The sequence below is a fragment of the Roseateles hydrophilus genome (genome assembly GCF_026712245.1).
In the GTDB taxonomy this organism is placed as follows: domain Bacteria; phylum Pseudomonadota; class Gammaproteobacteria; order Burkholderiales; family Burkholderiaceae_C; genus Pelomonas; species Pelomonas hydrophilus.
In genome coordinates, this window is record NZ_JAPPUY010000003.1 from 620039 (window position 1) to 641340 (window position 21302).

At 71.3% G+C, this 21302-nt stretch carries 17 protein-coding genes; 10 read left to right on the top strand and 7 right to left on the bottom strand.

Features of this window, described 5'->3' with window-relative positions; genetic code table 11:
* The first annotated feature begins 73 nt into the window (after positions 1-73).
* Positions 74-2797, top strand: coding sequence for a bifunctional [glutamate--ammonia ligase]-adenylyl-L-tyrosine phosphorylase/[glutamate--ammonia-ligase] adenylyltransferase (gene glnE, locus NYO99_RS14465; RefSeq protein ID WP_268167930.1), 2724 nt, complete (start codon positions 74-76; stop codon positions 2795-2797).
* A 22-nt stretch (positions 2798-2819) separates the two neighbouring features.
* Here the strand turns inward: glnE and NYO99_RS14470 are convergent, their stop codons facing one another.
* Genes NYO99_RS14470 through NYO99_RS14480 form a run of 3 tightly spaced genes read right to left on the bottom strand, consistent with a single transcriptional unit; the run spans position 2820 to position 4827 of the window.
* Positions 2820-3263 carry an ATP-binding protein gene (locus tag NYO99_RS14470; RefSeq protein WP_268167931.1) on the bottom strand — a complete coding sequence of 148 codons (444 nt, stop codon included), beginning with the start codon at positions 3261-3263 and terminating at the stop codon, positions 2820-2822.
* A 14-nt stretch (positions 3264-3277) separates the two neighbouring features.
* Positions 3278-3619 carry an STAS domain-containing protein gene (locus tag NYO99_RS14475; RefSeq protein ID WP_268167932.1) on the bottom strand — a complete coding sequence of 114 codons (342 nt, stop codon included), beginning with the start codon at positions 3617-3619 and terminating at the stop codon, positions 3278-3280.
* A 44-nt stretch (positions 3620-3663) separates the two neighbouring features.
* Positions 3664-4827: a PP2C family protein-serine/threonine phosphatase gene (locus NYO99_RS14480; RefSeq protein ID WP_268167933.1), complete on the bottom strand. Its 1164-nt coding sequence runs from the start codon at positions 4825-4827 to the stop codon at positions 3664-3666.
* 172 nt (positions 4828-4999) lie between these two features.
* Between NYO99_RS14480 and rrtA the strand changes: the two genes are divergently transcribed.
* The 5 genes from rrtA (at position 5000) to NYO99_RS14505 (ending at position 10018) form a co-directional block, all read left to right on the top strand.
* Entirely contained in the window at positions 5000-5569 is a 570-nt protein-coding gene (rrtA, locus tag NYO99_RS14485) for a rhombosortase (RefSeq protein ID WP_268167934.1), read from the top strand.
* Positions 5569-6180 (top strand): hypothetical protein, encoded by a 612-nt coding sequence (locus NYO99_RS14490; RefSeq protein ID WP_268167935.1) that lies wholly within the window; start codon positions 5569-5571, stop codon positions 6178-6180. The genes rrtA and NYO99_RS14490 overlap by 1 nt, the downstream gene beginning before the upstream one ends.
* 4 nt (positions 6181-6184) lie before the next feature.
* Positions 6185-7066, top strand: coding sequence for a DMT family transporter (locus tag NYO99_RS14495; protein WP_268167936.1), 882 nt, complete (start codon positions 6185-6187; stop codon positions 7064-7066).
* Between the two features lie 71 nt (positions 7067-7137).
* Positions 7138-7806 (top strand): glutathione S-transferase, encoded by a 669-nt coding sequence (locus NYO99_RS14500; protein ID WP_268167937.1) that lies wholly within the window; start codon positions 7138-7140, stop codon positions 7804-7806.
* 124 nt (positions 7807-7930) lie between these two features.
* The gene (locus tag NYO99_RS14505; protein ID WP_268167938.1) at positions 7931-10018 is read left to right on the top strand and encodes a S8 family serine peptidase; all 2088 of its coding nucleotides are present in this window, start codon (positions 7931-7933) and stop codon (positions 10016-10018) included.
* On the opposite strand, the gene NYO99_RS14510 is transcribed toward NYO99_RS14505, so the two are convergent.
* From NYO99_RS14510 to NYO99_RS14520, 3 genes are read right to left on the bottom strand one after another with little or no spacing between them, the layout of a single operon-like run.
* Positions 9969-10640 carry a hypothetical protein gene (locus tag NYO99_RS14510; protein WP_268167939.1) on the bottom strand — a complete coding sequence of 224 codons (672 nt, stop codon included), beginning with the start codon at positions 10638-10640 and terminating at the stop codon, positions 9969-9971. The two genes, NYO99_RS14505 and NYO99_RS14510, sit on opposite strands and share 50 nt — an antisense overlap.
* Positions 10637-11359, bottom strand: coding sequence for a biotin--[acetyl-CoA-carboxylase] ligase (locus tag NYO99_RS14515; RefSeq protein WP_268167940.1), 723 nt, complete (start codon positions 11357-11359; stop codon positions 10637-10639). The genes NYO99_RS14510 and NYO99_RS14515 overlap by 4 nt, the downstream gene beginning before the upstream one ends.
* Positions 11360-11363: 4 nt before the next feature.
* Positions 11364-11831, bottom strand: a complete 468-nt coding sequence (locus NYO99_RS14520) for an SET domain-containing protein (protein ID WP_268167941.1) — start codon at positions 11829-11831, stop codon at positions 11364-11366.
* Positions 11832-11951: 120 nt separating this feature from the next.
* Here NYO99_RS14520 and NYO99_RS14525 point away from each other — a divergent pair, with 120 nt between their 5' ends.
* From NYO99_RS14525 to NYO99_RS14540, 4 genes are all read left to right on the top strand, one after another.
* A complete protein-coding gene (locus NYO99_RS14525) occupies positions 11952-14549 on the top strand; it encodes a DNA topoisomerase III (RefSeq protein WP_268167942.1) in 2598 nt (865 codons plus the stop codon).
* Between the two features lie 71 nt (positions 14550-14620).
* Positions 14621-16471, top strand: a complete 1851-nt coding sequence (locus NYO99_RS14530; protein WP_268167943.1) for an ATP-binding protein — start codon at positions 14621-14623, stop codon at positions 16469-16471.
* Positions 16472-16629: 158 nt separating this feature from the next.
* Positions 16630-17616, top strand: coding sequence for an AEC family transporter (locus NYO99_RS14535; RefSeq protein ID WP_268167944.1), 987 nt, complete (start codon positions 16630-16632; stop codon positions 17614-17616).
* A gap of 69 nt (positions 17617-17685) precedes the next feature.
* Positions 17686-20520, top strand: a complete 2835-nt coding sequence (locus NYO99_RS14540) for a M16 family metallopeptidase (protein ID WP_268167945.1) — start codon at positions 17686-17688, stop codon at positions 20518-20520.
* Here the strand turns inward: NYO99_RS14540 and NYO99_RS14545 are convergent.
* A complete protein-coding gene (locus NYO99_RS14545) occupies positions 20506-21273 on the bottom strand; it encodes a ParA family protein (protein WP_268167946.1) in 768 nt (255 codons plus the stop codon). The genes NYO99_RS14540 and NYO99_RS14545 overlap by 15 nt on opposite strands.
* Positions 21274-21302: the final 29 nt, after the last annotated feature.

Below are 21302 nucleotides of genomic sequence, written 5' to 3' on the forward strand. Positions count from 1 at the left end.
GCGCGCGGGAGGGCTTGTTCGGCGCTTCCTCGCGCACCTGGTAACCGGCCGGCAGGCAATCTAGCACAGCGACATGAGCGAACTGTTTCCCGTTTTTGCTGAGCACAGCCGCTATGTGCAGCGTGTGCGCCGCCGTTATGCGGCCGACCTGGCGCTGCTGCCGCCGGGGCTGCCGGACCGCGAGGTCATCGCCGCGCTGATTGACACGCTGCAGCCCGCCCGGCCGCTGGCCAGCGCGCTGCGCGTGGCCCGCCACCTGGTGCTGGAGCGGCTGGCGGTGCTGGACATCGAGCAGGGCGCCAGCGTGGCCGAGGTCACGCTGGCCATGACGCACCTGGCCGAGGTCACGCTGGACAAGGCGCTGGCCGCGGCCCGCGCCGAGCTGGACGGCATCCACGGCGCGCCGCGCACGGCCGACGGGCGCGACATCGCGTTCTGGGTGGTCGGCATGGGCAAGCTGGGCGCGCGTGAGCTGAACGTGTCGTCCGACATCGACCTCATCTACGTCTACGAGGACGATGGCGAGACGCACGGCCCCCGCCCGGTCAGTGCCCATGAGTACTTCGCCCATGTCGCCAAGAAGCTCTACGCGCTGATCGGCGACGTGACCGACGACGGCCAGGTGTTCCGCGTCGACCTGGCGCTGCGCCCCAACGGCAAGAGCGGCCCGCCGGTCGTGAGCCTGGGCATGCTGGAGGAGTACTTCCTCGTGCAGGGCCGCGAGTGGGAGCGCTTTGCGTGGTTGAAGAGCCGCGTCGTCGCGCCGCTGACCGGCCTGGGCGGGCCGGCCGACCCGCGCACGCTGGGGCTGCGCGACCTCGTGACGCCCTTCGTCTACCGCCGCTACCTGGACTACGGTGTCTTCGAAGGCCTGCGCCAGCTGCACGGCAAGATCCGCAGCGAGGCCAAGGCCCGCGCCGCCGGCCGCCCCGAGCGCGCCAACGACGTGAAGCTGTCGCGTGGCGGCATCCGCGAGATCGAGTTCATCGTGCAGCTGCTGCAGGTGGTGCGCGGCGGCCAGTTCCCCGAGATCCGCACGCGCTCCACCGTCAAGGCGCTGGGTCGCCTGGCCGAGCTTGGCCTGATGATGCACGAGACCGCCGCCAAGCTGGCCGACGCCTACGTCATCCTGCGCCGCGTGGAGCACCGCATCCAGTTCCTGGATGACCAGCAGACCCACTGCCTGCCGCAGGCCGATGCGGACCTGGCGTGGATTGCGGCCTCCATGGGCCTGGTGTGCTCGCGCGAGAGCTGTGAGCTGTTCGTGTTGCTGGGCGAGGTGCGCGAGCTGGTGGCCACCGAGTTCGACGCGCTGCTGCACGGCGCGCCGCAGCAGGCCGGCAGCTGCACCGGCGGCAACTGCGGCGGGCCCAAGCCCACCGTGGACGGCGAGGACTTTTTGCAGCGCCTGCCCGACGCGCTGGCCACGGCGGTGCGCACACTGGCCGAGACGCCGCGCGTGCAGGGCCTGCGCGAGGAGTCGCGCCAGCGCCTGGCCAAGCTGTTCTACCGCGCGGCGCAGGCGGTCGAGGCAGACGAATGCTCGCTGGACGCCGCCGTGCGCTTCGTCGACTGGGTGGAGCCGCTGCTGCGCCGCGAGAGCTACCTGGCCCTGCTTGTCGAGCGCCCCGCCGTGCAGCAGCGCCTGCTGCATCTGCTGGGCCTGGCGCGCTGGCCCATGCGCTACCTGATGCAGCACCCTGGCGTCATCGATGAGCTGGCCGACCCGCTGCTGCTGAATGCCCGCTTCGACCGCGACGCCTTCCTCGCCGACCTGCGCGACCGCGAGCAGGGCTGGGCCCGCAGCGGGCAGGCCGACGAGGAGGCGCTGCTGGACACCCTGCGCCGCGCCCACCATGCCGAGGTGTTCCGCACGCTGGTGCGCGATGTCGAGGGCCGCATCACCGTCGAGCAGGTGGCCGACGACCTGTCCCTGCTGGCTGACGCCGTGCTGCAGGTTGCCATCGCCTGGGCCTGGAGCCGTTTCAACAAGGCGCACCGCGAGCAGCCGCGCCTGGCCGTCATTGCCTACGGCAAGCTGGGCGGCAAGGAGCTGGGCTACGGCGGCGACCTGGACGTGGTGTTCGTCTTTGATGACGACGACGAGAACGCCAGCGAGATCTACGGCGCCTTCGTGCGCCGCCTCATCACCTGGCTCACGCTGCGCACCGCGGCCGGCGAGCTGTTCGACATCGACACTGCGCTGCGCCCGAATGGCAACTCGGGGCTGCTGGTCACGTCGCTGGACCATTTCGAGGCCTACCAGACCGGCCGTGGCAGCAACGTCGCGTGGACCTGGGAGCACCAGGCCATCACGCGGGCGCGCTTCTGCGCGGGCCACCCCGACCTGGCCGCGCGCTGCGAAGGCGTGCGCCGCCAGGTGCTGACGGCGCCGCGCGACGCCGACGCGCTCAGGCGCGAGGTGCAGGCCATGCGCGAGAAGGTGCGCAGCGCGCGGCCGGTGCGGGCCGGGCTGTTCGATGTGAAGCACAGCGAGGGCGGCATGATGGACGCCGAGTTCGCCGTGCAGTTCCTCGTGCTGGCGCATTCGGCGGCGCACCCGCAGCTGCAGGATGACCTGGGCAACATCGCGCTGCTGCTGCTGGCCGAGACGCTGGCGCTGCTGCCGGCCGGTGTCGGCGTAGCCGCGGCGACGGCCTACCGCGAACTGCGCCGCGTGCAGCACAAGGCGCGGCTGGACGAGCAGTCCACCGCGCTGGATGCCGAGGCCGCTGAGGCGCTGGCCGTGCATCGCGATGCGGTGCGCGCCTTGTGGCGCGCCGTGTTCGGCGGCTGAGCGGCCGGCGCTGGCGCGGCGCTCAGTGCAGCGCCAGCACCACCATCAGGCGGTTTTCGCCGTCCACCCGCTCATAGGCCAGCTCGCGCGCATAGCGGCGCAGCAGGTGCAGGCCCAGGCCGCCGGGGCGCGCGTCGTCCAGCCGGGTCGGCACCACCGGCGCCGGGTGGGCCAGCGGGTCGAAGGGCAGGCCGTGGTCGGCCAGCTGCAGGGTCAGCGCGTCGGGCGTCAGCCAGGCGCACAGGCGCAGCGGCGCCGGTGCCAGCGCGCCGGGGTGGGCATGGCGCACTTCGTTCATCAGCCACTCTTCCAGCACCAGGTCCAGGCCGAAGCTGGCGCGTGCCGACGGCTGCAGCGGCGCGAGCAGCGCGTGCAGCGCCTGCTGCGCTGCCGCGCAGGCGGCGAGCTCGCTGCGCAGCGCCAGCGTCAGCGCAGGCGCCGTGGTGGGCCAGGCGGGTGCGGTCATGGGCCCGTGGCCGTTCAGTCGGCCAGCAGTGCGCGGGCCTGGGGCTCGTCGGCGGCGATGGGCACGACCTGGTCCAGCGCGACATGCTCCAGCACCTCCTGCACCAGCGGCTGGGCGCCGAACAGCACCATGCGTGCGCCCTTGGCCTTCAGCGAGCGGGCCGCCGTGATGAGCAGGCGGATGCCCATGGAGGCGATGAAGGCCAGCTCGGACAGGTCCACGATGAGATCCTGTCCCGGCGCGACGGCGGCGGCGTTCAGACGCACCTCGATCTGGTCGACGGTGGCGGCGTCCAGGCGGCCGATCAGGCGCAGGCGGTTGAGGTTGGGGGCGAGGGGGGTGACTTCGATGTCCATGAGCAGTTCTCGACGAGGGGAGTCGGGCTTCTATCCCTCGCGCGCTACAGGAATGTGACGGCTAGCAGCGAGAAGTCGTCTGCCAGCGGCCCGGGCCGGGCCTGTGCCATCACGGCCTGCTGCAGCCAATGGGCCGGCGCCTCATGGCCTGCTGGCACCTGGGCCAGCAGTGGCAGCAGGTCGGCCAGCGACCAGGCGCGGCCGTCGCGGTCGTGCAGTTCGAACACGCCATCGCTGAACAGGAACAGCCGCGCGCCGGGCGGCACGATGACGTCGGCGGCGCCAAAAACGGCGTCCGGCATCGCGCCGATGACGAGGTTGCGGGTCTTCAGCGGCGTCAGCGCGCCGCTGTCGGCGGCCTGCAGATAGGCCGGGTGGTGGCCGCCCGAGGCGTAGCGCAGCCGCCGGTCGCGGCGGTCGAATACGCCGTACCAGATGGAAAACATCATCCCGTCGTGGCTGTCCATCGGGAAGATGGCGTTCAGCCGCGCCAGCACCTGGGCCGGGTCGCCGAAGTCGGTGTCGGGCAGCACGCGCTGGCGCAGCACATTCATCACCGACACGCTGTGCATCGCAGCCCCGGCGCCGTGGCCGGAGACGTCGATCAGGTAGCCGGCAAAGCGGTGCTCATCGAGCATGAAGTGGCCGAAGGCGTCGCCGCCCAGCTGGGTGGACGGCTGGAAGCACCAGTCGGTGCGCAGCGGCCCGTGGTTCAGCCGTGCCGGCAGCAGGGACTGCACGTAGCGGCTGGCCTTGTCCAGGTCGTGGGCCAGTTCCTCGGCCTGTGCCACCTCGGCCGGTGAGCGGAACTCGTGCACGAACACCTGCCGGCCCAGCTGCAGCACCATGCCCTGGGCCAGGCGCATGCTGCCCTGCACACGGCGCCCGTTCAGGAAGGTGCCGTTGGTGGAGCCCAGGTCGGTGACGAGCGCGTCGCCCACCGAGCCCCGCGCCACCACCTCGCAATGCAGACCGGAGACTTCGGCGTCCCCCAGCAGCACGTCGGCGGGCGCGCGTCGCCCCAGCCGCAGCGGCTGGCGGCCGAAGAGGATGCGCCGACCCGGCTCGTTGCCCTGCACCTGCACGAGGTAGTGCTCGCGCCCGTCCAGGGCCCGCACCGTCGGGCGCGCCACCACCTTCATGACGGTGGTGCGGTCGTCGCTGGCAAATTCGGTATCGCCGGGCGTATCGGCGGGGTGGTCGCTCATGGCGGAGTTAGGCGGGCCGCATCGGAAAAGCGCGAGCGTAACCGTGTTGCGCGACGGCTCGCCATGCCCCTGCGGCGCCCGGTGTCACACTGGCGCGCCCTCCGTCCACCCGGCTTGCCTGCCTGTGTTGCCTGCGCCCTCTGTTGCTCCTGCGGATTCGACCGCCAGCCCGTTGGCGTGGTTGCTGCTGTGTGCGGCGCTGGCCAAGCTGTCACTGCTCGGCTGGCTGTTGCCGCGCGAGGCGCTGGACTGGCAGGCCGGCCTCGTCACCCAGCAGCCCTGGCGCGCCGTCACGGCCGCCTTCGCCCATCTCACGCCGCTGCACCTGGGCGCCAACCTGGCCGGCTGCGCGGTGCTGGCCGTGCTGGGCGTGCGCGCCGGGCTGGGCGCGCGGGCGGCCGTTGCCGCGCTGCTGGCGCTGCCGCTGACCCAGCTGGGCCTGCTGCTGCGGCCCGACCTGCTGCGCTATGCCGGCCTGTCCGGCGTGCTGCACGCGATGGTGGCGATCGCCGCGCTGACCCTGCTGCTGCGCCCGGGCCGCGAGCGCGTGGTGGGTGCGGCCATCGCGCTGGGCCTGGCGGCCAAGCTGGCGCTGGAAGACCCGCTGGGCCCGGCGCTGCGCGTGACCGCCGGCTTCGATTTCGCCGTGGCGCCTTTTGCCCATCTCAGCGGCGCTGTGGCCGGCGTGCTGGCCTGGGGCCTGACAATGCGCGGCTTGCCAAGATCACCGAGGACCCCCTGATGGGACGCGAAGCCAGCTGCACTGCCCGTGTCGGCACCCCCCAAGCGACGGAAAGCGCCGACGTCGCCGCCCTGCTCGAATCGACCCACGTCGTGCTGCGCGGCGCGCTCAAACGCAAGTGGGCCATCGCCGCGCTGCAGAACCTGCGTGTCGAAGGCGAAGCGCTGCTGTTTGACGTGGACGGCGAGGCCGTTGCGCTCGCGCTGGGCGAGAAGGAAGCCGGCAAGTGGCTGGCCAAGCTGCAGGCGCCGCCGCCCACGCTGGCCGCCAAGCTGGGCGTCAGCGCCGACAACCCGGCGCTGCTGATCGGCCCCACCGTGGGCACGCTGGACCCGGCGCTCGCCGAGGCGCTGTCCCACGGCCTGACCGGCAATGTGAAGGTGGCGCGCATGCTGGTGGCCGTCATCAGCAAGCCGGGCGAGCTGGAGCGCATGGCCGACTTCCACGCCACCATGCTGTGCAAGACCGTCTGGGTGGTGCACCAGAAGGGCCGCGACGCCTACCCGTCCGATGGCGAGATCCGCATGGAGCTGCGCAGCCGTGGCTATGTGGACAACAAGACCACCGCGGTGTCCGACACGCTGACGGCAACCCGCTACGTGCGCAAGTAGTCGCGTGCGCCAGACCCGCCTCGGCCCGCAGGCGCTGGCGCTGCTGTTGCTGTGCTGCGTGCTGTGGGGCATCAACCAGGTGGCCGCCAAGGCGGCGCTGACCGAGATCGGCCCGCTGTGGCAGGCGGGGCTGCGCTCTGTCGTGGCCGGGGCGCTGGTGGCGCTGTGGGCCGCGGGGCGCGGCATCCGGCTGTTCGAGCGTGACGGCAGCCTGGGCGGCGGCCTGCTGGCCGGCGCGCTGTTCGCGGCCGAGTTCGCGTGCATCTTCGTCGGGCTGCAGTACACCAGCGCGTCGCGCATGGTGGTGTTCCTCTACCTGTCGCCCTTTGTCGTCGCGCTGGGCATGCCCTTCATTGCGCACGGCGAGCGGCTGAACGGGCGCCAGTGGGCCGGCCTGCTGCTGGCCTTCGGTGCGGTGGCGTTCGCGTTTGCGGAGGGCTTTGCCACGCCGCACAGCCCGCAGCAGTGGTGGGGCGACGCGCTGGGCGTGGCCGCCGCGCTGCTGTGGGCCGGCACCACGCTGGCCATCCGCGCCACCCGCCTGGCCAGCGCGCCGGCCGAGAAGACGCTGCTGTACCAACTGGCCGTGTCGGCGCTGGCGCTGTGCGCGGCGGCCGTGGCCGCGGGCGAGCCGCTGCCGGCGGCCTGGTCGCCGCGGCTCATCGGCCTGTTCGGCTTCCAGGCCGTCATCGTGTCGTTCGCGAGCTACCTGGTGTGGTTCTGGCTGGTGCGCCACTACGCGGCCACGCGGCTGGCCGTGTTCACGCTCAGTACGCCGCTGTTCGGCCTGCTGGCCGGCGCGCTGCTGCTGGGCGAGGGCATCAGCGCCCGGCTGCTGGTGGCGCTGCTGGGGCTGGCGGCCGGCATCGTGCTCGTCAACCGCTGATGTCGCCCCGGCGGCAGGCCGGGCACGCCGCGCTGCCTAGACTGCCAGGCTCACACCCAGGAGACACCCCCATGATCACGCTGTGCGGCATCCCGCTGTCCAACTACTACAACAAGGTCAAGCTGGCCCTGCTGGAGAAGGGCATCCCCTTCAGCGAGGACTACGTGAAGACGCATTCCCACGACGAGGCCGTGCTGAGCGCGTCGCCGCTGGGCAAGGTGCCCTTCATCCGCACGCCGCAGGGCGCGCTGTGCGAGAGCCAGGTCATTGCCGACTACCTGGAGGCCGCCTACCCCGACACGCCGCGCCTGCTGCCGGCCGACCCCTTCGAGGCCGCCAAGGTGCGCGAGCTGATCGCCTTTGTGGAGCTGCACCTGGAGCTGGTGGCGCGCGAGCTGTACGCCGAGGCCTTCTTCGGCGGCAAGGTCAGCGACGGCACCAAGCAGCGCGTGGCCCGCGTGCTGCCCGAGAACATCGCGGCCTTCAAGCGGCTGGCCAAGTTCGGCCCCTACCTGGCGGGCGACACCTTCACACTGGCCGACTGCGCCGGCTGGGTGAGCCTGCCGCTGGTGGCACTGGCCACCAAGACCATCTACGGCGAGGACCTGCTGGCCGCCGGTGGTGTGGACTGGAAGCCCTACGCCAAGCTCATCGGCGAGCGCCCGCACGCCCAGCGCGTGGCGGCCGACCGCAAGGTCGACCAGGAGCGCCTGCTCGCCGCCGCGCGTCCGGCGGGCTGACGGCCGCGCGCCGCCCGCAGCGAAGCGGGCGTTGCGTGGCATTTGTGGCGGGTGGCGGCCGGGGGCGCGCCCTAAACTGAAACGCTCCCCAGCCGCCCCGGCCGCCCTGCGGCCGCTGCCCGTCATGAAGTCCCTGCTGTCTGCCCTTGCCGCCGCCGTGCTGGCCCTGCCGGTGTCGGCCCAGTCGCCCGCCGAATCCGAGGCCCGCGTCATCGTCCGCTTCAAGCCGCAGGCCGACAGCGTGCGTGCCAAGGCGCTGAGCCTGCGCGCCACGCGGCTGGAGGCGCGCGAGATCGCGCAGACCCGCGCCACCGCGCTGGGCATGCGCACCGGCCACGCGCTGCGCGCCGGGCTCAGCCTGGATGAGCGCACCCATGTGGTGATGGCCCGCGGCATGAGCGCCGCGCAACTGGTCAAGCGGCTGGCGGCCGACGCCGAGGTGGAGCTGGTGGCCGTCGACGGCCGCCGCAAGCGCATGGCGGTGCCCAACGATCCGTTGTTTGGTGCCGCCGCCGTCAACCCCGAGGGCACGGCCAACGGCATTCCCAGCCGCACCATCGACCAGTGGTACCTGAAGGCGCCCAGCAGCACGCCGGGCGAGGTGGTGTCCAGCGTCAACGCGCCGGGCGCCTGGGATCTCACCGCCGGCCTGAGCAGCACCACCGTCGTGGCCGTGCTGGACACCGGCGTGAGGCTGGACCACCCGGACCTGGCGGGCCAGTTCGTGGCCGGCTACGACATGATCGGCTACGGCAGCCCGGGCAGCACCTCGACGGCCATCGCCAACGACGGCGGCGGGCATGACAGCGACCCGTCCGACCCGGGTGACTGGGTCAATCAGGCAGACATTGATGGTGGCCAGCTGGGCAGCGGCTGTGATGCAAGCGACATCGGGTCCGGTACGAGTTCTTGGCATGGCACCCGCGTGTCCGGCATCGTGGCGGCCAAGGCCAACAACGGCCAGGGCCTGGCCGGCGTGGGCTGGGGCGGCAGTGGCCAGACCGGCCTGCTCAAGGTGCTGCCCGTGCGCGTGCTGGGCAAGTGCGGCGGCTATGACAGCGACATCATCGCCGGCATGCGCTGGGCCGCCGGCCTGAGCCTGCCGGGCGTGCCGGCCAACACCAACCGCGCCAAGGTGCTCAACCTCAGCCTGGGCGGCAGCGGCAGCTGCGGCACCACCGGCACCGGCGCGCTGTACCGCGAGGCCATCACGGCCATCAACGCCACCGGCGCCACCATCGTCGTGGCGGCCGGCAACTCGGCGGGCCAGGCCGTGGGCCTGCCGGGCAACTGCCCCGGCGTCGTCTCGGTGGCGGCGCTGCGCCATGTGGGCACCAAGGTGGGCTTTTCCAGCGTGGGCACCGCGGTGACCATCGCGGCACCGGGCGGCAACTGCGTCAACGTCGGCGCTGGCCAACCCTGCCTCTATCCCATGGTCAGCACGACCAACCGGGGCACGACCTCGCCCATTGCCAATGACGAGGGCTACACCAACAGCAATGCGTCGGTCGGCACCAGCTTCTCGGCGCCGGTGGTCAGCGGCATCGTGGGCCTGATGGCGGCGGTGCGGCCGTCGCTGACGTCCACCGAGGCCACGCAAATCCTCAAGGCCACGGCGCGCCCCTTCCCCACCAGCGGCGGCTCGGCCGGCACGCTGGCCTGCGTGGCGCCGGGTGCGGCCGAGCAGCTGGAGTGCTACTGCACCACCAGCACCTGCGGCGCCGGCATGGTGGACGCGGCCGCCGCGGTCGCTGCGGCCAAGGCCTTGAACGGCACGACGGTGGCCATCGGGCAAAGCCCCGCCAGCGGCCTGACCGCCGGCCAGACGCTGACGCTCACCGCCACGCCGTCCGGCCTGCCCAGCGGCCGCACGGTGGCGTCCACCGCCTGGGTCATCACCGACAACGGCGGCATCGTCAGCGCCTTCGCGTCAGGCGCCAGCACCGCGACGGCCACCATCACGCCCACGGGCGCCGGTAGCTTCACGGTGCGGGCCGATGTGACCGACAACCTGGGCTTTGTCTACAGCCAGACGGCCACGGTCAGCGTGGCGGCAGCGCCTGTCACGCCCACGCCAACCCCCACGCCCACCAGCAGTGGCGGCGGCGGTGGTGGTGGTTCGGCCAGCCTGGCCTGGTTGGCGTCGCTGCTGCTGGCGGCGTTCAGCCTGCGGAAGCGCCCGATGCGGCCGGCGCTGCAGCGCAGGCCTTGAGCACGGCTGCCAGCGCGGCGTCTTTGCTGGCCTTCAGGCGCTCGGTCTGCAGGCCGTCGGCCTGGAACACCAGCGTGTGGCGGGCCTGGGCCGGCTTCAGCGCCAGCACGCGCAGGCCCTTCATGCCGCGCTTGCCGAAGGCCTCGATCTGCGCCTCGGCGGCGTCCTTGCTGGCGTGGCGGGTGAACACGAACGAGGGCTGCTCGGCGGGCATGCCCTCCAGCAGGTCGTAGCTCAGGCGCAGCTGCTTGTAGGTGGCTTCCTTGCGGGCGCGGAACTCGGGGTCGGCCAGCCGGATGGTGGCCACGGCCCATTCGCCGGCTTGCTGGGTGCTGCGGGTCTGCAGTTCGGCAATGCCCAGGCCGCGCAGCGCGGTCTGGGCGTTGGCCAGGGCGGTGTCCCCGTCCAGCGGGCCCAGCTCCAGGCAGCTGCGGCGGGTCAGCGCGGCGACGGCGCTGGCGGCCAGTGGCTGGATGCGCTCGGGGTGCTGCTGCGCGGCCAGGCGCTGCGGCTCGCGCCCCGCCTGGGCGGGCAGGCCGGTGACGGCGTCCAGCCAGCCTTGCGACCACATGAAGAACAGCGCATTGGCTGCCAGCAGGACGATGACGACGATGCGCATCATGGGGACGGGTTCTCCAGTCTGAGGCTCAGTTCTCCGGCGCTGATGAGGCAGAGGCCGGTGTCGGTGTCCAGCAGCAGCTCGCCGCTGGTGGAGACGCCGCGCGCGACGCCGGTGCGCTCGCCGACGCGCACGGGCCGGCCGGCGGTCAGGTCGCGCCGCGAGAACGCGAGCTGCCAAGGGCCGAAGCCCAGCGTCTCGAAGTCGGCGAGCAGGGCACGCAAGGCCGGGGCCAGCCGGTCCAGCGTGGCCGATGCCGTGGCGGTGGGGTCCAGCGCCTGCAGCGCCGCGTGGCCGCTGGCGTAGGCGCTGCGGTCGGCGTCGGGCGGCAAGGGCTGCAGGTTCAGGCCGATGCCGATGACCACGCCGCGCCGCTCGCCCGGCATGGGCACGGTCTCGATGAGGATGCCGCCGAGCTTGGCCCCGTCCAGGAACAGGTCGTTGGGCCACTTGAGCTGGATGCGTTCGCCGGGGGCATCCAGCACATCGGCGACCGTGCAGCCGACAGCCAGTGACAGGCCGGAGAGGTCCAGCGCGGCCGGCAGCGTGGTGGCGAGCGAGAAGGTCAGCGCCGCGTCATCGCTTTGCCAGGCGCGTCCCAGCCGGCCCCGGCCGGCCGTCTGGCGTGCGGCCGACAGCAACAACGGCCCGCCGCCCGCGCGCAGGTGCGCCAGCGCCTCGGTGTTCGTGGAGCCGCATTCGGCGAGGTGACGCCGCTCCATGGCGTCAGCGGCGCGTCTTGGGGGCGAGCATGGTGCCGCGGCAGGTGAGCGCCCCGCACCAGCAGGCGAACTGCTTCTTGACCTTGGCGGTGTGGCGCTCGTCGAGCACGAGGCCGTAGTCGTAAAACAGCTCCTCGCCGGGCTCGATGTCGCGCAGCGCCAGGATGAAGACGCGGCCGTCGGTTTCGTCGGCCTCGCAGTTGGGCTCGCAGGCGTGGTTGATCCAGCGGGCGTCGTTGCCGCCGTGCAGCGCGTCGATGACCTGGCCGCCTTCGATGTGGAAATAGAAGGTGTGGTTGGGCTGGCTGGGGTCGTGCGGGTGGCGGCGCACCGCCTCGTCCCAGCTGATGCGCTCGCCGGTGTATTCGATGATGCGCGCGCCCGCCGCGATGGGCGCCACCGCGTACACGCCGCGTCCGTGCACGCCGGAGTCTCGGACTTCGATCTTGCGGCGCGGTGTTTTGGTGGCCATCAAACGCTGTGGTACGGTGATTTCATGGGTGCGCGTGCGTGTAGGCGTGCGCGCGAGGCCCGGATTGTAGGCAGGGGATTTCGAGTCCCCGCCGCGAGACAGACCAAGAGACTGGACCTGATGAGCAAGACCCTGATCATTGCCGAGAAGCCCTCTGTCGCGCAGGACATCGTCCGCGCGCTGACCCCTGTGGCGGGCAAGTTCGACAAGCACGACGACTACTTCGAGAACGAGCAGTACGTCGTCAGCTCCGCCGTGGGTCACCTGGTGGAGATCGCGGCGCCGGAGGAGTTCGACGTCAAGCGCGGCAAGTGGAGCTTCGCCAACCTCCCGGTCATCCCGCCGCACTTCGACCTCAACCCCATCGACAAGAACAAGGGCCGGCTCAACGCGCTGACCAAGCTGATCCGCCGCAAGGACGTGACAGCGCTCATCAACGCCTGTGACGCGGGCCGCGAGGGTGAGTTGATCTTCCGCCTGATCGAGCAGTACGCGCAGCCGGCCAAGGGCAAGCTGAACAAGCCCATCCAGCGGCTGTGGCTGCAGTCCATGACGCCGGCGGCCATCCGCGAGGGTTTCGAGAAGCTGCGCAGCGACGCACAGATGCTGCCGCTGGCCGACGCCGCGCGCTGCCGCTCCGAGGCCGACTGGCTGGTGGGCATCAACGGCACGCGGGCCATGACGGCCTTCAACTCGCGCGACGGCGGCTTCTTCCTGACGACAGTGGGCCGTGTGCAGACGCCGACGCTGTCGGTGGTGGTCGAGCGCGAGGAGAAGATCCGCAAGCACGTCGCCCGCGACTACTGGGAGCTGCGCGCCAACTTCGATGCCCAGGCCGGCCAGTACGAAGGCAAGTGGTTCGACCCGAGCTGGAAGAAGAACGACGACGCCGAGCGCCGCGCCGACCGCCTCTGGACGCAGGCCGAGGCCGACGAGATTGCCAAGGCGGTGCTGGGTCAGCCCGCCACGGTCACCGAGGAAAGCAAGCCCAGCACCACCAGCTGCGGCGGTCTGTATGACCTGACGACGCTGCAGCGCGAGGCCAACTCGCGCTTCGGCTTCTCGGCCAAGACGACGCTGTCCATCGCGCAGGCGCTGTACGAAAAGCACAAGGTGCTGACCTACCCGCGGACGGACTCGCGCTTCCTGCCGGAGGACTACCTGGCCGTGGCCAAGGACACGGCGAAGATGATCGCCGACGAAGACCTGCCGGGGCCGCTGCAGGCGCTGGCCGCGCACGCCCGCGTGGCATTGAACAACGGCTACATCAAGCCCACCAAGAAGGTGTTCGACAACGCCAAGGTGTCGGATCACTTCGCCATCATCCCGACGCTGCAGGCACCCAAGGCGCTGACCGAGGTGGAGGCCAAGCTGTACGACATGGTCGTGAAGCGCTTCCTGGCGGTGTTCTTCCCGCCGGCCGAGTTCCTGGTCACCACCCGCATCTCCAAGGTGCTGGACAAGCACCACTTCCAGACCAACGGCAAGGTGCTCGTGAAGCCGGGCTGGCTGGCCGTCTACGGCAAGGACGTGGACGACGAGAACGCCAACCTCGTGCCGGTGCAGCCGAACGAGGTGGTGCGCACCGAGAGCGTGGACGTGAAGGCCCTGCAGACCAAGCCGCCGGCGCGCTATACGGAAGCGACACTGCTGAGTGCGATGGAAGGCGCCGGCAAGCTCATCGACGACGACGAGCTGCGCGAGGCCATGGCTGAGAAGGGCCTGGGCACGCCGGCCACGCGCGCGGCCACCATCGAAGGCCTGATCACCGAGAAGTACATGCTGCGCGAAGGCCGCGAGCTGATCCCCACGGCCAAGGCCTTCCAGCTGATGACGCTGCTGCGCGGCCTGGAGGTGGAGGACCTGACCAAGCCGGAGCTGACCGGCGACTGGGAAAGCAAGCTGGCCGCGATGGAAAAGGGCAAGCTCAGCCGGGAGCAGTTCATGGCCGAGATTGCAGCCATGACCGAAAAGATGGTCGCCAAGGCCAAGGGCTATGACCGCGACACCATCCCCGGCGACTACGCGACGCTGAAGACTGCCTGCCCCAAGTGCGGCGGTATCGTGAAGGAGAACTACCGCCGCTTCACCTGTACCGGCAAGGAAGGTGCTGGCGAGGGCTGTGGCTTCTCCATCGGCAAGATCCCCGGCGGCCGCAGCTTCGAGCTGGCCGAGGTGGAGACCTTCCTGCGTGACAAGAAGATCGGCCCGCTGGAAGGCTTCCGCTCCAAGGCCGGCTGGCCGTTCACGGCGGAACTGGCCCTGGTGTACGACGACGAGATCGCCAACTGGAAGCTGGAATTCGACTTCGGCGAAGACGCCAAGAAGGCCGAGAACGATGGCGAGCCGGTGGACTTCTCCGGCCAGGCCTCGCTGGGCGCCTGCCCCAAGTGCCAGGGCCATGTGTTCGAACATGGCGCCAACTACGTCTGCGAGCACGCGGTGGGCGAGAAGGTGACCTGCGACTTCAAGACCGGCAAGGTCATCCTGACCCAGCCCATCGAGCCGGCCCAGGCGACCAAGCTGCTGGCCGAGGGCAAGACCGACCTGCTGGAGAACTTCGTCTCCAACAAGACACGCCGCAAGTTCAAGGCCTTCTTGGCCTATGACAAGAAGGAAGGCAAGGTCGTGTTCGAGTTCGAGCCGCGCGCCGGCAAGCCCGCGGGCAAGGCCGCTGGCAAGGCAGCGCCGGCCAAGAAGGCGGCCGCCAAGCGCTAATTCGTCTTCTCCGTGCAATTGCGCCTATGCTGCGCCTTCGGCCCGTTCACGGGCCGCGAGGGGAGTCGCTGATGAGCATAGGCATTCAGACACGTCTGACCGCCGGCATCGCGCTGGTGGCCAGCCTGCTCGTGGTCGTGGTCGGCTGGACATGGACGGGCTACGAGGAGCGTGAGCTCGTCAAATCCCTGCAGCAGCGCGAGGGCCGCATGGCCGGCCTCATCGAGCGGGGCTTCGCCGGCCCGATCTGGAACCTGGACCATGTGGCCATCGAGAACCTGCTCGACGCCGTCATGGCCGACCCTGAGGTGCATGCCATCGAGCTGCGCGGCCTGGGCCTGCGTGGCGGGCTGGCTCGCCGTGAGCGCAGCGAGCCTGGGCAAGGCCTGTTGGTGCGCGAGTTCGTCATCGACTACCAGCCCGGCGCGGATGCGCCCGGCGCCCAGGTGGCGACGGCGGTGCTGACCTTCACGCGCGTGCACATCGACGAGCAGATCCGCCGCACGCGCGTGTTCTTCCTGGAACTCATGGCCGTGGTGGTGGTGGGCATCGTGGCGGCCAGTTCGCTGCTGGTGCACTGGCTGGTGCGTCGGCCCGTGGCGCGGCTGGGTGGCCTGGCCCAGCGTGTGGCGGCGGGCGACCTCGGCGCGCAGGAAACGGTGGAGCGGGCCGACGAGATCGGCGAGCTGACCCGGCAGTTCAACGACATGAGCCGGGCGCTGCGCGGTGCGGCCGACCAGGTCGAGCAGTCCTCCCAGACGCTGCGCGTCAGCGAGGCGCGCTACCGCAGCCTGTTTGAGAACGCCACGCAGGGCATCTTCCAGGCCGACGCCGAGGGGCGCGTGCTGCAGCTGAACCGAGAGCTGACCCGCATGCTGGGCTTGGGCGACCAGGCCGTGGCGGGCCGGCGGCTGCGCGAAGTGGCCGGCGTGGCGCGCGACGACATGCTGCGCATTACCCACCTGATGAACGAGCAGGGGCGGGTGCAGCAGGTGCAGCTGCCGCTGCGGGTGCCGGGCGGGGCGTCCCTCTGGGTGGAGCTGAGCGCCCATTGGGTGGACGCCGGCGACGGCCAGCGGCGTGTGGAGGGCATGGTCAGCGACATCTCGCTGCGCCGCCAGGCCGAGGCCGAGCTGGCCCGGCACCGCGAGCACCTGGAGGAGCTGGTGCTGGAGCGCACCGCCGAGCTCACCGAGGCCAAGCTGCGCGCCGAGGCGGCGAACCAGGCCAAGGGGCGCTTCCTGGCGACGATGAGCCATGAGTTCCGCACCCCGCTGAACGCCATCCTCGGCTTCACGCAGCTGATGCAGATGGATGCCGGCGTGCCGGTCGCGCAGAAGGCGCGGCTGCAGTTGATGCGCGACTCCGGCCTGCACCTGCTGGAGCTCATCAACGATGTGCTGGACATGGCCAGCATCGAGGCCGGCAAGGTCAGCCTCAAGCTCGCACCGGTGGACCTGCGTGCGCTGCTGGACATGGCCTGCGACAGCGTGCGCCTGCGCGCCGAGCAGAAGAACCTTGCGTTCGCGGTCGACATCGACCCCCGCCTGCCGCAGCAGGCGCTGGTGGATGGCCAGCGGCTGCGGCAGGTGCTGCTGAACCTGCTGTCCAACGCGGTGAAGTTCACCGATAGCGGCACTGTCAGCCTCGCGGCCAGCCTGCTGGAACCGGTGCAGGCCGGCCAGGCGCGGTTGCACTTCAGCGTGACGGACAGCGGCATTGGCATGACGGCCGCCCAGCAGGCGCGGCTGTTCCAGGCCTTCGAGCAGGTCTCTGACGCGTCGCGTGCCCAGGGCGGCACCGGGCTGGGCCTGTCCATCAGCCAGCAGCTGGTGCGCCTCATGGGCAGCCAGATCCTCGTGCAGAGCACGGCGGGGCAGGGCAGCAGCTTCAGCTTCGAGCTCAGGGTGCCCCTGGCGTGACGTTCGCCGTTGCGTTTCGGGCCGAGCGCCGGGCCGCTCCCAAGCCGGCCCGCCGTGGCGATGTGCGAGCGGCTCCATGCCGCGAGCATCGCCGTCCCCTCGGGGGACCGGCAGGGCTTGCCCGCGTTCAGCGTGGCAAGACCGGACGAGGGGCCTGAATGACCTGGGCGATCGCGTTCAAGCTGCTGGCCATCCTGGTGGCCGTGGCCATCGGCTGGGTGGTGGGCCGCATGCGCTGGCTGGGCGGCGGCGCGGTGGGCAGCGACACCGACCCCGCCCGCGTGCTCGCCAATGCGGCCTTCTATATCTTTGTGCCGGCGCTGCTGTTCCGCACCACGGCGCGGCTGGATACCGATGCGCTGCCCTGGGCCTTCCTCGGCGCGTTCTTCGTGCCGGCGCTGCTGCTGGTGGGGCTGCTGTATGCGCTGTACCGCTGGCGCCGCCCGCCGGGCGAGAACGTCGTGGCGCCCAGCGTCAAGGCCATCACGGCCGGCTTCGGCAACACGCTGCAGGTGGGCCTGCCGGTGGCGGCCGGCGTGTTCGGCGAGCAGGGGCTGGCGCTGCACATCGCCGTCATCAGCCTGCATGCGCTGTGCATCCTCAGCCTGCTGACCACGCTGGTGGAGCTCGACCTGGCGCGCGAGCGCAGCAGCGGCAGCCTGCTGGACACGCTGCGGCAGACCGTGCGCAACACCGTCATCCACCCGGTCGTGCTGCCAGTGCTGGCCGGCCTGGCCTGGGGCGCCACCGGCGTGCCGCTGCCCGCCGTCGCCGACGAGGCGCTGCAGACGCTGGGCACGGCCGTGGTGCCGCTGTGCCTGACGCTGATCGGCATGTCGCTGGCCTACTACGGCTGGCCGCGCACCTGGAACGGCCTGCTGGGCCTGGTGGCCGCCAAGCTGATGCTGATGCCGGCCGTCGTGCTGGTGCTGGCCTACTGGGGCCTGGGGCTGCGCGGCATGCCGCTGGCCGTCATCGTGATGATCGCGGCGCTGCCCACGGGCTCCAACGCGCTGATCTTTGCGCAGCGCTACCGCGCGCTGGAGGCCGAGGTGACGGCCGCCACGGTGGTGTCAACCATCCTCTACGTGGCCACGGCGCCGCTGTGGCTCGCCTTGCTGGCCTGGCTGTCCCCCTGGCCCTGACCAACCGCACTTGCCGCCGCCAGGGCCCTGCGGGCCCAATGCGGCCACCTTTGCAGAAAGCCCTGTTGCATGAGCACTCCCACCCCGCGCCGCCTGTTGGCCCTGCTGGCCCTGGCGGGCCTGTTGAACGCCACCTTGCCGGCCCAGGCTGAGCCCGCGACGGCCGGTGCCGTCAGTGTGGAAGCCGGCCGGCTGGCCATCCGGCATGAGAAGTTCGTGCTGGCCAATGGCTTCGAGGTCATCCTGGTGCCGGACCGCCGGCTGCCGCTGGTGGCCTTCAACCTGTGGGTGCATGCCGGCCCGCGCAACGAGGCGCGGGGGCAGACGGGCTTTGCGCACCTGTTCGAGCATCTGGTGTTCGCCGGCAGCCGCCATGTGCCGCGCGGTGCGTTCGACAAGCACATCGACGCTGCCGGCGGCACCGACAGCAACGGCTCCACCAACTTCGACCGCACCAACTACTTCTTCACGCTGCCCGCCAACCAGCTGGAGAAGGGCCTGTGGCTGAAGGCCGACATGCTGGGCTGGATGATCGACGAGGTGGACTCGGTGGCCCTGGCCAATCAGCAGGACGTGGTGCGCAACGAGCGCCGCCAGACCACCGAGAACCAGCCCTATGGCCTGGTCGAGGAGGCCAAGTACCACGCGCTCTACCCCGAGGGCCACCCCTACCGCGCGGCCGTCATCGGCTCGCACGCCGACATCCAGCGCATCCAGCTCAAGGATGTGAAGGACTTCGCCCGCACCTACTACCGGCCCAACAACGCGACGCTGGTGCTGGCCGGTGACTTCGACCCGGCCCAGGCCAAGGCGCTGGTGCAGAAGTACTTCGGCACGCTCAAGCCCGGCCCCAAGCCGCCCGAGGTGCGCGTGCCCACGCCCGAGATCACGCAGGAGCGCCGCCTCGTCATGACCGATCGCGTGGAACTGCCCCGGCTCAACCTGGCCTGGCACACGCCGCCCATGTACCAGCCCGGCGATGCCGAGCTCGACGTGGCCGCCCATGTGCTGGGCGGCGGCAAGGCCAGCCGGCTGTACGGCCTGCTGGTGCGCGAGAAGCAGCTGGCGCAGAGCGTGGCCGTGATGCAGGGCTCGCAGTCGCTGAGCTCGGTGTTCGACATCGAGGTCGTGGCCCGTCCGGGCGTGTCGCTGGACGAGATCGAGCGCCTGGTGGACGCCGAGATCGCGCGCCTGGCCACCACGCCGCCGACGGCCGCCGAGCTCGCGCAGGCGCGCGCCGTCATCGAGACGCAGGTGCTGCAGCGCATGGAGAAGGTGGCCACGCTGGCCGACCTCGTCAACCACTACAACCAGATGGCTGGCGACCCGGGCTTCCTGGCGCAAGACCTGGCCCGCTACGACGCGCTGACGCCCGCGGCCATCAGCGCCGCCACGGCGCAGTGGCTGCAGCGCGAGCGCCGCGTCGTCATCCACGCGCTGCCGGGCGAGAAACTGCTGCCGCCCGAGGTGCCCACGCCGCCCATGCCCACCCGGGCCGCCAAGGGCGAGCGGGAGTCGCTGAACGGGCCCGAGCCGTGGCGCCTGAAGCCGCCCGCCGCGGCCGCGGCCAAGCCGCTGGCGCTGCCGGCGGCACAGAGCTTCACGCTGCCCAACGGGCTCACCGTCATCCATGCACCCAAGCCGGGCCTGCCGCTGGTCAGCGCCAGCCTGGTGCTGCGCGCCGGCCAGGCCGCCAACCCGGCCGACAAGCCCGGCCTGGCCGGCTTTGTGGCGGCCATGCTGCCCGAGGGCACGGCCACGCGCAGCGCTCAGCAGATCGCCGAAGGCCTGGCCGGCCTGGGTGCCACGCTGACCGCGCAGGCCGGCGCCGAGGAGGCGCGGCTGGCGTTCTCCGGCCGCAAGGCCGCCGCCCGCGAGGGCCTGGCGCTGCTGGCGGAGCTGGCCCTCAGCCCCGCGTTCGCTGACGCCGACATCGAGCGCATCCGCGCGCAGCGCCTGGCCGCGCTGGCGCAGGTGCGCGAGCAGCCCGACCTGCTGGCCGAGGTGGTGGGCCAGCGTGCCGTCTATGGCGAGGGCCACCCGCTGGCCGAGAACGCACTCGGTACCGTGGCCAGCCTGCGCGCGCTGGACGCGGCCGCGCTGCGCGCCTTCTGGCAGGCGCACTACCGCCCGGAGCGCGCCGCGCTGGTGGTGGCGGGCGACCTGAGCGAGGCCGAGCTGCGCGCCCTCGTGCAGCCGCTGTTCGGCGCCTGGCAGGGGCAGGGCGAGGCGCCGGCCCTCGTGCCGCTGCCGCCTGCGCGGCCCACGGCGGCCCGCACCCTGGTGGTGGACCAGCCGGGGGCGCCACAGACGGCGCTGGCCATCGTCGCCCCCGGGCCGACAGCGGCCACGCCCGACGCCGCGCCGCTCAAGCTGATGAACGCGGCGCTGGGCGGGCTGTTCACGTCGCGCATCAACCACCAGCTGCGCGAGGTCAAGGGCTACACCTACGGCATCTACTCCGGCTACACGCTGGGCCGCGAGCGGGGCGAGTTCGGCATCCACGGCAGTGTGCGCACCGACGCGACCGGCCAGGCCGTGGCCGAGATCTGGCGCCAGGTCACCGGCATGCGCACCCGCCCCATGGGTGCGGCCGAGCTGACGCGGGTGCGCAATGCGCAACTGCTGTCGCTGCCCGGCCTGTTCGACACCAACGGCGCGGTCGTGGCCGGCTACGCGGGCAACTGGGCCGTGGGCCGGCCGCTGTCGGCCATCACCGCGCTGCCGGCGCAGTACGCCGCCATCACCGCCGCCGATGCGCTGAAGGCGGCCCGGCAGCACCTGAACCCGTCGCAGCTCATCGTCGTGGCCGTGGGCGACCGCGCCAAGGTGCTGCCGCAGCTGCGCAAGCTGGGCCGCCAGGTCGAGCTGCGCGACGCCGAGGGGCAGCTATCCCGGCAGTGACTCGTACAGCGCCACCAGCTCCTGCGTGAGCTTGTGGCGCGGGTCGAGGTGGATCATGGGCCGGCTCAGCTCGTGTGATTCCTTGACCTTCACGCTGGCCGACAGGTAGGGCTGCAGCACCGGCAGGCCCTCGTCCAGCAGCTCCTGCACCACGCGCTGCGGCAGCGAGGCGCGGGCCTGGAACTGGTTCACGACGATGCCCTCCACGTGCAGGTCGGGTGCGTGGTCGGCCTGGATCTCCTGCACCGCCTCCAGCAGCCCGTACAGCGCGCGGCGCGAGAAGTCGTCGCAGTCGAACGGGATCAGGCAGCCCTGCGCCGCGATCAGCGCCGAGCGCGTGTAGAAGTTCAGCGCCGGCGGCGTGTCGATCCAGATCTCGTCGTACTGCTTCTCCAGCTTCAGCAGCGCGTCGCGCAGCTTGTAGATCTTGTAGCGGCTCTCCAGCTTGGCGTGCAGCTCGTCCAGCTCGGGGCTGGCGGCCATCACGTGCAGGCCGTCCCAGGCCGTCTCGCTGATGAACTCGCTGCCGTCGCTGTCGCGCACGCTGAACTTCAGCGTCTGAGCAAAGAAGTCGGCCGAGCCGGCCAGCGGCTCGTCGGCCGCCTCGCCCAGCAGGTAGCGCGTGGTGTTGCCCTGGCAGTCCAGGTCGATGACCAGCACCCGCTTGCCCTGCGCCGCGGCAATCGCCGCCAGGTTGCTCGTGATCGTGGACTTGCCCACGCCACCCTTCTGGTTGAACACGACTCGCCGCATCGCCGCCACCTCCTGTTGGTTGCGCCGAT

Coding starts and splice junctions, on each gene's coding strand:
- glnE (WP_268167930.1), top strand. CDS start 74: ATGAGCGAACTGTTTCCCGTTTTTGCTGAGCACAGCCGCTATGTGCAG.
- NYO99_RS14470 (WP_268167931.1), bottom strand. CDS start 3,263: ATGACCGCACCCGCCTGGCCCACCACGGCGCCTGCGCTGACGCTGGCG.
- NYO99_RS14475 (WP_268167932.1), bottom strand. CDS start 3,619: ATGGACATCGAAGTCACCCCCCTCGCCCCCAACCTCAACCGCCTGCGC.
- NYO99_RS14480 (WP_268167933.1), bottom strand. CDS start 4,827: ATGAGCGACCACCCCGCCGATACGCCCGGCGATACCGAATTTGCCAGC.
- NYO99_RS14490 (WP_268167935.1), top strand. CDS start 5,569: ATGGGACGCGAAGCCAGCTGCACTGCCCGTGTCGGCACCCCCCAAGCG.
- NYO99_RS14500 (WP_268167937.1), top strand. CDS start 7,138: ATGATCACGCTGTGCGGCATCCCGCTGTCCAACTACTACAACAAGGTC.
- NYO99_RS14505 (WP_268167938.1), top strand. CDS start 7,931: ATGAAGTCCCTGCTGTCTGCCCTTGCCGCCGCCGTGCTGGCCCTGCCG.
- NYO99_RS14510 (WP_268167939.1), bottom strand. CDS start 10,640: ATGATGCGCATCGTCGTCATCGTCCTGCTGGCAGCCAATGCGCTGTTC.
- NYO99_RS14515 (WP_268167940.1), bottom strand. CDS start 11,359: ATGGAGCGGCGTCACCTCGCCGAATGCGGCTCCACGAACACCGAGGCG.
- NYO99_RS14520 (WP_268167941.1), bottom strand. CDS start 11,831: ATGGCCACCAAAACACCGCGCCGCAAGATCGAAGTCCGAGACTCCGGC.
- NYO99_RS14525 (WP_268167942.1), top strand. CDS start 11,952: ATGAGCAAGACCCTGATCATTGCCGAGAAGCCCTCTGTCGCGCAGGAC.
- NYO99_RS14530 (WP_268167943.1), top strand. CDS start 14,621: ATGAGCATAGGCATTCAGACACGTCTGACCGCCGGCATCGCGCTGGTG.
- NYO99_RS14535 (WP_268167944.1), top strand. CDS start 16,630: ATGACCTGGGCGATCGCGTTCAAGCTGCTGGCCATCCTGGTGGCCGTG.
- NYO99_RS14540 (WP_268167945.1), top strand. CDS start 17,686: ATGAGCACTCCCACCCCGCGCCGCCTGTTGGCCCTGCTGGCCCTGGCG.
- NYO99_RS14545 (WP_268167946.1), bottom strand. CDS start 21,273: ATGCGGCGAGTCGTGTTCAACCAGAAGGGTGGCGTGGGCAAGTCCACG.